We start from the raw sequence: 12,881 nt of genomic DNA, 5'->3' as shown, positions 1-12,881 counted from the left end.
ACAGGTCGGGCATGATAGCGCAATGTTGGTGTGTGTCCGGCTGTTCTATATCACTTGGCCTGCAGCTTGCGCTCGATGGCAGCCATCAACATTTCACCGATGTTGGTGCCAAATGCGTTGTCGATCTCGCGAATGCAGGTCGGGCTGGTGACGTTGATTTCGGTGAGGTTTTCACCAATCACGTCAAGGCCAACAAACAGCAAACCCTTTTCCCGCAGGGTCGGACCAACTTGGCTGGCGATCCAGCGGTCCTTGTCGGACAACGGCCGCGCTTCGCCACGACCGCCGGCCGCCAGGTTGCCACGGGTCTCGCCCGCCGCCGGGATACGCGCCAGGCAGTAATCCACCGGCTCGCCGTCGATCATCAGGATGCGTTTGTCGCCGTCCTTGATCGCCGGCAGGTAGGCCTGGCCCATGATCTGCTGGGTGCCCAGGGCAGTCAGGGTTTCGAGGATCACCGACAGGTTGGGGTCGCCGGCGCGGTGCCGGAAGATCGAGGTGCCACCCATGCCGTCCAGCGGCTTGAGGATCACATCGCCGTGTTTGGCGGCGAATTCACGCAGCACATCGGCGCGGCGGCTGACCACGGTAGGCGGCGTGCACTGCGGGAACAACGTGGCGAACAGCTTTTCATTGCAGTCGCGCAGGCTCTGGGGTTTGTTGACGATCAGCACGCCTGCGCGCTCGGCCTGCTCCAGCAGATAGGTGGAATAGACGAACTCCATGTCGAACGGCGGGTCCTTGCGCATCAGGATCACGTCGAGGTCGCTCAGGGGGCTGTCGATTTCGTCCTGCAGTTCGAACCACTTCTCGGGGTTGGCAAACACCTGCAGCGGGCGCATGCGTGCACGGGCCTCGCCGTCGCCCTGGTAAAGGTCGCGCTGTTCCATATAGAACAGGGTCCAGCCGCGGGCCTGGGCGGCCAGGAGCATGGCCAGCGAGCTGTCCTTTTTATAGGAAATGCTGGCGATAGGGTCCATGACAATGCCGACGCGAACGCTCATGGGGGATTTCCTCTAGCAAATTAGGGCGCATAAAAGTGGCGTCAGAGTGGCGCTGCGGTTGTTGTGGGTCAAGGAAAAACCACCGGGCGGGTGCCTCGATAGATTGCTCCCCGAGACTGTGCTAAAAAGACTGCCACGGCGCAGCAGCCCTTGAAATCCAAGGCCTGCGGCGCTCATCCTGTGCAACATCAGGCAGTACGCACCGAAAACCGATTCGCTGTGGCGATGGTAGAGCAGATATGGAACAGCATTCCAACGCCTTGAGAGTGATGGTAATCGACGATTCGAAAACGATCCGCCGCACCGCCGAGACGCTGTTGAAGAACGTGGGCTGCGATGTCATCACGGCCATCGACGGTTTCGATGCCCTGGCCCGGATTGTGGATCATCACCCGCACATTATCTTTGTCGACATCATGATGCCGCGCCTGGATGGCTATCAGACCTGCGCCCTGGTGAAGAACAACCCGGTGTTCAAGTCGATCCCGGTGATCATGCTGTCCTCCAAGGACGGCCTGTTCGACAAGGCCAAGGGGCGCATCGTGGGTGTCGATCAGTTTTTGACCAAGCCTTTCAGCAAGGAAGAACTGCTGAGTGCGATCAAGGCCTATGTGCCTGGGTTCGCCGCAGTGGAACAAGCACACTGACGTCGCCTCACAAGGGCCGGCGCTGACCAATGTAGCGGGGAAAACCATGGCACGAGTTCTGATCGTCGACGATTCGCCGACCGAAATGTACAAATTGACCGGCATGCTCGAAAAGCATGGTCACGAGGTTCTCAAGGCCGCCAACGGCGGCGATGGCGTGGCGCTTGCCCGCCAGGAAAAACCTGACGCGGTATTGATGGACATCGTGATGCCGGGCCTCAATGGGTTCCAGGCCACGCGCCAACTGACCAAAGACAAGGAAACCGAGCACATCCCTGTGATCATCATCACCACTAAAGACCAGGAAACCGACAAGGTGTGGGGTACTCGCCAGGGCGCCAAGGATTACCTGACCAAGCCTGTGGACGAGGAAACCCTGATCGCCACCCTGAACAAGGTGCTGGCCGGCTGACGGCACGCCATCATGACCGAGTCGCAAACCGCCTTCGAGTTGCTGCTGGACATCGACCGCCGCTGCCGCCTGCTGGCCGCCGACCTGCCATCCCAGGAAACCCGCCTGCAACGCTGGAGCGGGATTGGCTTTCGCCTTGGGCAGCATTGGTATGTCGCGCCCATGGGCGAAGTCGCCGAAGTCCTGCATGAGCCACGCTGCACTTTGATGCCCGGGGTCAAGGCCTGGGTCAAGGGTGTTGCTAACCTGCGCGGGCGTTTGCTGCCGGTGATGGACCTGGGCGGCTTCCTTGGCCTTGAGCTGTCCAAGGCGCGCAAGCAACGGCGGGTGTTGGTGGTGGAATACAACGATCTGTTTGTCGGGCTGCTGGTAGACGAGGTGGTGGGGATGCAGCATTTTGCACAAGACGCCTTGCTGGCGAACACCAGCCTCAGCGCGCCGTTTATCCAGGGTCACTTCGATGGTGAGCCGCTGTGGCAGGTCTTCAGCCCCTTCGCCCTGGCCCAGGCCCCTGGCTTCATGGATGTCGCCGCATGACCACCGCGACTACGCCCAAACCCCAGGCCGGCTCACGCAGCCGCTCACAGATCATCGTGCTGTTTATCGCGCTGATCGTGTTCATCATGCTGCTGTTCGCCAACTTCGCGTACCTCAACACCCAGTCCACCTACGACAAACAGTACATCGGCCACGCCGGTGAACTGCGCGTGCTGTCCCAACGCATCGCCAAGAACGCTACCGAGGCCGCCGCCGGCAAGGCCGCCGCATTCAAGCTGTTGGGCGAAGCGCGCAACGATTTTGCCCAACGCTGGGGTTACCTGAAAAAAGGCGACCCGCAAACCGGCCTGCCCGCTGCGCCCAATGCGGTCCGCGCTGAAATGCGCGCGGTGCAGACGGACTGGGAAGCGCTGCTGAAAAACACCGACGCGATCCTCGCCAGCGAACAGACCGTGCTGTCCCTGCACCAAGTGGCCGCGACCCTCGCCGAAACCGTCCCGCAATTGCAGATGGAATCGGAGAAGGTCGTCGAGATCCTGCTGCAACGTGGCGCGCCGGCCAGCCAAGTGGCCGTGGCCCAGCGCCAGTCGCTGCTGGCCGAGCGTATCCTGGGCGCGGTCAACACCGTGCTGGCCGGCGACGAAACCGCCGTACAGGCCGCCGATACCTTTGGCCGCGACGCCAATCGCTTCGGGCAGGTGCTCAATGGCATGCTCAACGGCAACCCCGGGCTGCGCATCACCCAGGTCGAAGACCACGATGCCCGTGCGCGGCTGGCGGAAATCGCCGAGCTGTTCGAGTTTGTCTCCGGCTCCGTGGATGAAATCCTCGAAACCTCGCCGCAGCTGTTCCAGGTGCGCGCCTCGGCGAGCAATATTTTCAACTTGTCGCAAACCCTGCTCGATGAAGCCTCGCACCTGGCCACCGGTTTTGAAAACCTGGCCAGCGGACGCAGCTTCGACACCATCGGCGGGTATGTGCTGGGCCTGCTGGCGTTGACCTCGATCATCCTGATCGGCCTGGTGATGGTGCGCGAAACCAACCGCCAACTGCATGAGACCGCCGAGAAGAACGAGCGCAACCAGAATGCGATCATGCGCCTGCTCGATGAGATCGAAGACCTGGCCGACGGCGACCTCACCGTGACCGCCTCGGTGACTGAAGACTTCACCGGCACCATCGCCGACTCCATCAACTATTCCGTGGACCAACTGCGCGACCTGGTGGCCACCATTAACCTCACCGCCGGGCAAGTGGCGGGTGCCGTGCAGGAGACGCAGGCCACCGCCATGCACCTGGCCCAGGCGTCGGAGCATCAGGCCCAGCAGATCGCCGAAGCCTCCACCGCAATCAACCAGATGGCCCAATCCATCGACCAGGTATCGGCCAACGCGGCCGAATCCTCGGCGGTGGCGGAGCGTTCGGTAGAAATCGCCAACAAAGGCAACGAGGTGGTGCACAACACCATCCACGGCATGGACAACATCCGCGAACAGATCCAGGACACCGCCAAGCGCATCAAGCGCCTGGGCGAGTCGTCCCAGGAGATTGGCGACATCGTCAGCCTGATCGACGATATTGCCGACCAGACCAATATCCTCGCCCTCAACGCCGCGATCCAGGCCAGCATGGCCGGGGATGCCGGACGCGGCTTTGCGGTGGTGGCCGATGAAGTGCAGCGGCTGGCCGAGCGTTCATCGGCGGCCACGCGGCAGATTGAAACCCTGGTGCGCGCAATCCAGGCCGACACCAACGAAGCCGTTATCTCCATGGAACAGACCACCACCGAAGTGGTGCGGGGGGCACGGTTGGCCCAGGACGCCGGGGTGGCCCTGGAAGAAATCGAAGGCGTGTCGAAAACCCTGGCCGCGCTGATCCAGAGCATCTCCAACGCGGCGCAGCAACAGACCTCGTCGGCGGGGCAGATCTCCCTGACCATGAACGTGATCCAGCAGATCACCACGCAGACGTCATCGGGCTCCACCGCCACCGCTGAAAGCATCGGCAACCTGGCGAAGATGGCGAGCCAGTTGCGCAGGTCGGTGTCGGGTTTCACCTTGCCTGCGGCCAAGCAGGTTGATGATTGAAATGCAGTCAAAATGTGGGAGGGGGCAAGCCGAATCGTCGCACCGCCCCTCCCACATTTGATCTCCATTTGTTTCAAGAACACCAGCAACCCACGAATTCTAAGCGGAGCAGTTATGGTTGATCGGCACGACTACGTGGCCCTCGAATGGGTCAAGGGCGACATTGCCGAAACCCTGAAACAGGCCCGTTCGGCGCTGGATGCGTTTGTCGAGACCCGCGACGATGACGTGATCAGCCAATGCCTGGCCGCCATCCACCAGGTGCATGGCGCGCTGCAAATGGTCGAGTTCTACGGCGCGGCGCTGCTGGCCGAAGAGATCGAAGAACTGGCCCTGGCGCTCCAGGCCGGGCAGGTCAGCCAGCGCGAGGAAAGTATCCGCCTGCTGCAACAGGCCCTGGGCCAACTGCCGTTGTACCTCGACCGTGTGCACAGCGCCCGCCGTGATTTACCGCTGGTGGTGCTGCCGCTGCTCAACGACCTGCGCAGTGCCCGCGGTGAAAGCCTGCTGTCGGAGACCAGCTTGTTCAGCCCGCAACTGCTGTCGATTGCGCCGCTTCCCGAGGACGCCCTGGCCCAGCGCGCACCGGCCGACGTTCAGGAGCAACTGCGCCAGTGGCACCAACTGCTGCAACAAGCACTCGCCGGGCTGCTGCGTGAAGACCACGGCCCGAGCAACCTGGAAGACATGGCACGGGTGTTCGCGCGCCTCGAAGCGCTGTGCCAGGGCGCGCCGCTGTTGCCGCTGTGGCAAGTGGCGTCGGCACTGGTCGAGGGCATGCTCACCGGCGTGGTCGCCAACAGCCCGGCACTGCGCAGCCTGCTCAAGGCCAGCGACAAGCAGCTCAAGCGCCTGCTGGCACAAGGCATTGGCGGGATCAACCAGCCGGCACCGGATGAGCTGCTCAAGAGCTTGTTGTTTTACGTCGCCAAAGTCACTCGACCGACCCCGCGCATGCAGAGTTTGAAAGAACGCTACAGCCTGGATGAGGCCTTGCCCGACAGCGCGGTGGTGGATGCCGAACGCGCGCGCCTCGCCGGGCCGGATCGTAACGCCATGGGCTCGGTGCTTGGTGCGTTGTGTGAAGAATTGGTACGGGTCAAAGAGCGCCTCGACCTGTTCGTGCGCAGCGACCGCCAGCACACGAGCGACCTCGACGCGCTGCTGGCGCCCCTGCGACAGATTGCCGATACCCTTGCGGTGCTGGGGTTTGGCCAGCCGCGCAAAGTCATCATCGACCAGTTGGCCGTGGTATTGAGCCTGGCCCAGGGGCATCGTGAGCCCAACGACGCGGTGTTGATGGACGTCGCTGGCGCGCTGCTTTATGTGGAAGCCACGCTGGCGGGAATGGTCGGTACCGTCGAGCCGGAAGGCCACGAAGAAAGCCGTCTGCCCACCACCGACCTGACCCAGATCCACCAGTTGGTCATTCGCGAATCCTGCCAGTGCCTGCGGCAAGCCAAGGAGCTGGTGATCGACTGTATCGAAGCCGATTGGGACCGCCAGCGCCTGGAATCCCTGCCGGAACTGCTGAGCCAGGTGCGCGGCGCGCTGGCGATGATCCCCTTGCACCGTGCGGCAAGCCTGATGCGTGGTTGTACCGATTACGTCGACGAACAGTTGATGGTCAGCGATAGCCCGCCGTCGGAGGTGCAACTGGAGCACTTCGCTGACGTGATCAGCAGCCTGGAGTACTACCTCGAACGCATGCTCCAGGACCCTGACGCAGCCGGTGAACGGGTGTTGGAACTGGCCACCCAGAGCCTGGCTGCGCTGGGTTACCTGCCCGCCGAGAAGCCCTGGCGCCAGGCGCTGGCAGCACCCGATGGCGCGCTGTCGAGCGAGGTTGCGCCCAGCCAGTCCCAGTTCGACGCACTGGCCAACCCCACTTCGCGCCTCAATCCGCCTGCCTTGCAACGCCCCGGTAGCCTGCTGCCGCCGCCGGCCGATGAAGCGCCCATCGACGATGAACTGCGCGACGTCTTCCTCGAAGAAACCGACGAAGTCCTTGAGGTGCTGCACCGCCACCTGCCCAACAGCGCAGACAAAACTGCCCAGGGCGAAATGCGCCGCGCCTTCCACACCTTGAAAGGCAGCGGTCGCATGGTGCGTGCCCTGGTGCTGGCGGAGCTGGCCTGGGCCGTGGAAAACCTGCTGAACCGTGTGCTCGAGCGCAGCGTAGCCCTCGGCCCCGAGATACAGCAGGTGCTGGATGACGCCGTGGCCCTGCTGCCGGAATTGATCGCCGACTTCGCGACGGGCGACCAACACCAGCGCGATGAGGTCGACGCGCTGGCCGCCCGTGCCCACGCCTGGGCCAACGGCGCTGCCGCATCGGCCGCCGAACCCCACGATCCGATGTTGCTGGAGATATTCCGCAACGAAGCCCAGAGCCATCTGGACAGCCTCAACCACTTCCTGCAACAGGCCGCCGAGCATGTGCCGCTGCAAGTCAGCGATGAGCTGCAACGCGCCCTGCACACCCTCAAGGGCAGCGCCTACATGGCCGGTGTGCTGCCCATCGCCGAGCTGGTACGCCCACTGGATCACCTGACCCGCGAATACAAAGCTCATCGCCTGCCGCTGGACCTGGACGAAGTCGAGTTGCTGCTGGAAGCCGAAGGCCTGTTCCAGCGTGGGTTGCGCCAACTGGACCGCGATCCCCTGGTGCCGATCAAGGGGGCGGATGACTTGATCCACCGAACCCAGGCCCTGCTCGACCATCAACTCGCCGCGCAGCTGGACGCACCCAACACGGGCTCGCGAATCAAGCGCGACCCGCAACTGATCGCCAACTTCCTGGCCCAGGGCATGGACATTCTGCTCGACGCCGAAAGCCTGCTGCGCCGCTGGCAACAACACCCCGGCGAACGCCAGGAACTCACCGCGTTGCTGGATGAATTGACCACGCTGGGGGAGGGCGCGCACGTCGCCGACCTGCACGCCATCGATGAACTCTGCGAAGCCTTGCTCGACCTCTACGGCGCCGTGGAAGAAAGCAGCCTGGCGGTCAGCGAGCGGTTTTTCCATGAGGCCGAGCAGGCCCATGAAGCGCTGATCAACATGCTCGATCAATTGGCCGCCGGCCAGGAAATCATCCCTGCACCGGCCCGCGTAAACGCCCTGCGCGAACTGTTGGACGATGCTCTGGACCCTGCTGCCACCGGCCTGATCAAAAGCGACGGCAGCCGCGCCCTGAGCATCTCTGAACTGGGCGCCGCCACGGCGCAACTGCAGCATGAAACAGCGATCGACGATGAGCTCGTGGAGATCTTCCTCGAAGAAGCCGTGGATATCCTCGACAGTGCGGGGCAGTCCCTGAAACGCTGGCTGCTGGAGCCGGAGAGTGCGGCGCCGTTGTCGTCACTGCAGCGCGACCTGCACACCCTCAAGGGCGGCGCGCGCATGGCCGACATCGGGCCGGTGGGCGACCTGGCGCATGAGTTGGAGTGCTTGTACGAAGGCTTGGTGGATCGGCGCTACAGCTACTCCAGCGAGCTGTCTCAGGTGCTGATGGCCAGCCATGAGCGGTTGGCCTTGCAACTGGAGGAGCTGCAGCACCATCAACCCTTGAGCGACAGTGCCGAGCTGGTCGCCAGGTTGCGCGCGCTACGCCAGGGCGGCATGCCGGCTGCACAGGCCGCCCCACCTGCGGAAACGCCGGGCACCGACCCGGAGTTGCTGGACATCTTCCTCGAAGAAGCCGCCGACATTCTCGACAGCTCCGGCAGCGCCTTGCTGCGCTGGCAGGCCGAGCCGAACAATCGCCAGGAAGTGGAAACCCTGCTGCGTGATTTGCACACCCTCAAGGGCGGCGCACGCATGGTCGAGATCGGACCGATTGGTGACCTGGCCCATGAGCTGGAATTTCTCTACGAAGGGCTGTCCGCCGGTTTGCTCGCGCCGTCCGCCGAACTGTTCGCGTTGCTGCAAGGTTGCCACGACCGCCTGGCACAGATGATCGACGCCGTGGCGGATGGGCTGCCGGTGGGCTCGGTGGACAGGCTTATCGAACGGATCAAGAGCCTGGTTCACCCCAGCGATGAGCCAGTGGTGCCATTGGCGTTGCCCGCAGGCAAGGCCGATGCGGTGGTTGATCCCGCCGCCGACATGGTGAAAATCTCCGCCGACCTGCTCGACGACCTGGTCAATCTGGCGGGGGAAACGTCGATCTTTCGTGGCCGTATCGAGCAGCAGGTCAACGACGCGCGCATTGCCCTGCATGAAGTGGAAACCACCATCGAGCGTATGCGCGACCAACTGCGTCGCCTCGATACCGAAACCCAGGGGCGCATTCTCAGCCGTCAACAGGCCGAGGCCGAGCGCCTGGGCTACGAAGAATTCGACCCGCTGGAAATGGACCGTCATTCGCAGTTGCAGCAACTGTCCCGGGCGCTGTCCGAATCCGCCTCCGACCTGCTCGACCTCAAGGACACCCTCGACCGCCGCAACGAAGATGCCCATGATCTGTTGCAGCAACAGGCGCGCATCAATACCGAGTTGCAGGAAGGCCTGATGCGCACGCGCATGGTGCCCTTCGAGCGCATGCTGCCGCGCCTCAAACGCATCGTGCGCCAGGTGGCGGGCGAGTTGGGCAAGGACGTGGAGTTCATCGTCGGCAATGCCGAGGGTGAAATGGACCGCAATGTGCTGGAGCGCATGGCGGCGCCGCTGGAACACATGCTGCGCAACGCCGTCGACCATGGCCTGGAATCACGCGATGCGCGGTTGCTGGCCGGCAAACCGGAGAAGGGCCGCATCACCCTGGACCTGACCCACGAAGGCGGCGATATCGTTTTCGACATGCGCGACGACGGTGCCGGTGTGCCTCTGGAAGCGGTGCGGCGCAAGGCGATCAAGCGCGGTTTGCTCGCCCCTCATCAAGAGATGAGCGACCGTGATGTGTTGCAGTTCATCCTGCAGCCGGGGTTCTCCACGGCGGAAAAGATCACGCAGATTTCCGGGCGTGGCGTGGGCATGGACGTGGTGCACGAAGAAGTGCGCCAGCTCGGTGGCTCGATGGTCATTGACTCGACGCCGGGGGAGGGCGTGCACTTTCGCATTCGCCTGCCGTTTACCGTGTCGGTCAACCGGGCGTTGATGGTGCAGTGCGCAGACGACCAATACGCGATCCCGCTCAATACCATCGAAGGGCTGGTGCGTGTGCTGCCCCATGAACTGGCGGGGCACTACCAGCAGGATCCGCCGTGTTATGAATATGCCGGCCAACGCTACGAGTTGTTTTACCTGGGTGACCTACTGCACACCGTCGGCCGTCCGAAACTATTGGGCCAATATCAACCCGTGCCGGTGTTGCTGGTGCAGTGCAATGAGCGCCGCGTAGCAGTGCATGTGGACGCCATGGCCGGCACCCGGGAGATTGTGGTCAAGGGCCTGGGCCCGCAATTTTCCGGGGTGCAGGGGTTATCCGGCGCGACCATCCTGGGTGATGGGCGCGTGGTCTTGATTATCGACTTGCTGGCGCATATCCGCGCCCGGCAACCGGCCATGCCGGCGCAGCCGGTGGATGCTCCGTTGATTCTCAACGACCCGCTGAAAAAGCGCCCGCTGCTGGTGCTGGTGGTGGACGACTCGGTCACCGTGCGCAAAGTCACCAGCCGCCTGCTGGAGCGCAACGGCATGAACGTACTCACCGCTAAAGACGGCATCGACGCCCTGGCCGTGCTCGAGGAACATACGCCCGACCTGATGCTGCTCGACATCGAAATGCCGCGCATGGACGGCTTCGAAGTCGCCATCCATGTGCGCAACGACCCCCGGCTGATGCGCCTGCCGATCATCATGATCACCTCCCGCACCGGCCAGAAACACCGCGACCGTGCCATGGCCATCGGCGTCAACGACTACCTGGGCAAGCCGTACCAGGAATCGGTGCTGCTCGAGAGCATCGCCTACTGGAGCAAATCCCGTGCTTGACCACCGCACCAGCCAACTCACCGGCCTGCTCCTGCCCCTGGCCGACCGCCACCTGGTACTGCCCAACGTCGCCATCGCCGAGTTGATCGACTTCCAACGCGGCGAACCGGCCAGCGACGCACCGCCGTGGTATTTGCGGCAAGTGACGTGGCGGGATCGGCAAATCCCGTTGATCAGCTTTGAAGCGGTGTGCGGCGAGGCCAGCGTGACCGGCGAACGCTCGCGGATCGTGGTGTTGAATGCGCTGGGCGGGCGGCCGACGTTGAAGTTTATTGCAGTGGTGATCCAGGGAATTCCGCGCTCGTACAAGCTCGATAGCGAATTGAGCTATGTGGACGTGCCGCTGTGCCCATTGGAACTGGCAGCGGTGCAGGTGGGGGAGCATGTGGCGAAGGTGCCGGATTTGATGGGGTTGGAGGCGTTACTGGTCGAGTCTGGACTGGCTTGAGGCGCGGCGATCCGGTCCTGATTATCGATAAGTCTTGAAGTGTGTTTGCACATATGTGCGGCGAAGCTTGTAGGATGTTCGCCTAGCATCTCTCGTTAACCATAGGAACAGCGGAGCAGATAAGGGTGCGCACGACCGCACGCCACTTTCAAGGAGGCCTGTATGGCTGAAAAACCTATGGCTGATCTACCAGCCAACTCTCATTCCTCGGGCGAGGAGGGTATCCCTGCTCCGAGCGGGGCCGCCAACCTGATTGATACCGATTATGTAATCGGGCAAGACAACATCAAAGGCGAGTTTTCTTTTTCGCTGGATATCCATGGCAAGGTCTTCATTATTTCGGCGGCGACGATCGTGCTGTTCGTCATCCTGACGCTGGCCTTGCAGAACGAAGTCGAGCCGCTGTTCAGTGCGATACGCAATTGGTTGACCGCTCACCTGGCCTGGTTCTTCATGAGTGTGGCCAATATTTTCGTGGTGCTGTGCTTTGCGCTGATCGTTTCACCGCTGGGCAAGGTTCGCCTCGGGGGCCGGGACGCGAAGCCGGACCATTCGTACGTGGGCTGGTTTTCAATGCTGTTTGCCGCCGGCATGGGCATTGGCTTGATGTTCTACGGGGTCGCTGAACCCATGTCGCATTATGCGGCGTCGATGGGCGGTGTGACCCTTGATCCCAACGGTGTGCGCACCGATTGGGCGCCGCTGGGCGGTGCCGCGGGGGATATGAAGGCATCCGCCGACCTGGCAATGGCCGCGACCATATTCCACTGGGGCCTGCACCCTTGGGCGATCTATGCGATTGTCGCGCTGTCGTTGGCGCTGTTTTCGTATAACAAGGGTTTGCCGCTGTCGATACGGTCGATTTTCTACCCGTTGCTGGGTGAGCGTGTGTGGGGCTGGCCGGGGCATATCATTGATATCCTGGCCGTGTTCGCTACCTTGTTCGGCCTCGCGACATCCTTGGGGATCGGCGCGGAACAGGCGGCTGCAGGTATCGAATACCTGTTTGGTATCCAGTCGACGAACCTGAGCAAGGTGGTGCTGATTATCGGCATCACGCTGATCGCCCTGTGGTCGGTGCTGTCCGGCCTCGACAAGGGCGTCAAGATGCTGTCCCAGATCAACATGGGGCTGGCCTTGCTGCTGTTGCTGTTTATCATCATCGTGGGCCCGACCCTGGCTATCTTCAGCGGTTTCTTCCACAACCTGGTGACTTACGCCGAGTACCTGCCTGCGCTGTCCAACCCCTTCGGCCGCACCGACACTGAGTTCACCCAGGGTTGGACTGCGTTCTACTGGGCCTGGTGGATCAGTTGGTCACCGTTTGTCGGTATGTTCATCGCCCGCGTGAGCCGTGGCCGTACCGTGCGTGAGTTCCTGATCTCGGTGCTGTTGGTGCCTTCGCTGGTCTCGGTATTGTGGATGACCACCTTCGGCGGCACCGCCATTGACCAGACCACGCTCCAAGGCTTCATGGGCGTCAAGGATGCCGTGCTGGAGCTCAAGCTGTTCGCCATGCTGGGGCATTTACCGCTCAAGGAAATCACCTCGTTCCTGGGGATTATCCTGGTCATCGTGTTCTTCATCACCTCTTCAGACTCCGGTTCGTTGGTGATTGACACCATTACGGCAGGCGGCAAGGTTGACGCGCCGGTACCGCAGCGCGTGTTCTGGGCGGTCATCGAAGGCGTGATCGCCATTGCCTTGTTGCTTGGCGGCGGTCTGGTCGCGCTGCAGGCCATGGCGGTTTCCACGGGCCTGCCGTTCGCCATCGTGCTGATGCTGGGCTGTATTTCCCTGGTCAAGGGGCTGATGTCGGAACCAAGGTCCTGAATTTAACGCTGTGAA

Annotated in this window: 8 protein-coding genes; 7 read left to right on the top strand and 1 reads right to left on the bottom strand. The window is 62.5% G+C overall.

Annotation, left to right across the window (positions count from 1 at the left end; all coding sequences use genetic code 11):
- Positions 1-50: 50 nt before the first annotated feature.
- On the bottom strand, positions 51-1,004 hold the full coding sequence (gshB, locus tag FBY10_RS06305) for a glutathione synthase (RefSeq protein ID WP_053128013.1): 954 nt from the start codon (positions 1,002-1,004) through the stop codon (positions 51-53).
- A gap of 239 nt (positions 1,005-1,243) precedes the next feature.
- On the opposite strand from gshB, the gene pilG reads away from it, so the two are divergent.
- The 7 genes from pilG (at position 1,244) to FBY10_RS06270 (ending at position 12,866) form a co-directional block, all read left to right on the top strand.
- On the top strand, positions 1,244-1,651 hold the full coding sequence (gene pilG / locus FBY10_RS06300; protein WP_027606081.1) for a twitching motility response regulator PilG: 408 nt from the start codon (positions 1,244-1,246) through the stop codon (positions 1,649-1,651).
- 46 nt (positions 1,652-1,697) lie between these two features.
- Positions 1,698-2,063: a twitching motility response regulator PilH gene (gene pilH, locus FBY10_RS06295; protein ID WP_034116227.1), complete on the top strand. Its 366-nt coding sequence runs from the start codon at positions 1,698-1,700 to the stop codon at positions 2,061-2,063.
- Between the two features lie 12 nt (positions 2,064-2,075).
- On the top strand, positions 2,076-2,600 hold the full coding sequence (locus tag FBY10_RS06290) for a chemotaxis protein CheW (RefSeq protein WP_131697496.1): 525 nt from the start codon (positions 2,076-2,078) through the stop codon (positions 2,598-2,600).
- Entirely contained in the window at positions 2,597-4,648 is a 2,052-nt protein-coding gene (locus FBY10_RS06285; protein WP_131697495.1) for a methyl-accepting chemotaxis protein, read from the top strand. Before FBY10_RS06290 ends, FBY10_RS06285 begins: the two co-directional genes overlap by 4 nt.
- A gap of 114 nt (positions 4,649-4,762) precedes the next feature.
- Entirely contained in the window at positions 4,763-10,585 is a 5,823-nt protein-coding gene (locus FBY10_RS06280; protein WP_145336899.1) for an Hpt domain-containing protein, read from the top strand.
- A complete protein-coding gene (locus FBY10_RS06275) occupies positions 10,578-11,033 on the top strand; it encodes a chemotaxis protein CheW (protein ID WP_131697493.1) in 456 nt (151 codons plus the stop codon). The genes FBY10_RS06280 and FBY10_RS06275 overlap by 8 nt, the downstream gene beginning before the upstream one ends.
- A 162-nt stretch (positions 11,034-11,195) precedes the next feature.
- Entirely contained in the window at positions 11,196-12,866 is a 1,671-nt protein-coding gene (locus tag FBY10_RS06270; protein ID WP_145336898.1) for a BCCT family transporter, read from the top strand.
- The last annotated feature ends 15 nt before the right edge of the window (positions 12,867-12,881 follow it).

The sequence above is a fragment of the Pseudomonas sp. SJZ103 genome, assembly GCF_007828335.1.
Lineage (GTDB): Bacteria > Pseudomonadota > Gammaproteobacteria > Pseudomonadales > Pseudomonadaceae > Aquipseudomonas.
Note: the sequence above shows the minus strand (reverse complement) of the source record. Positions and strands in the feature narration are given on the sequence as shown.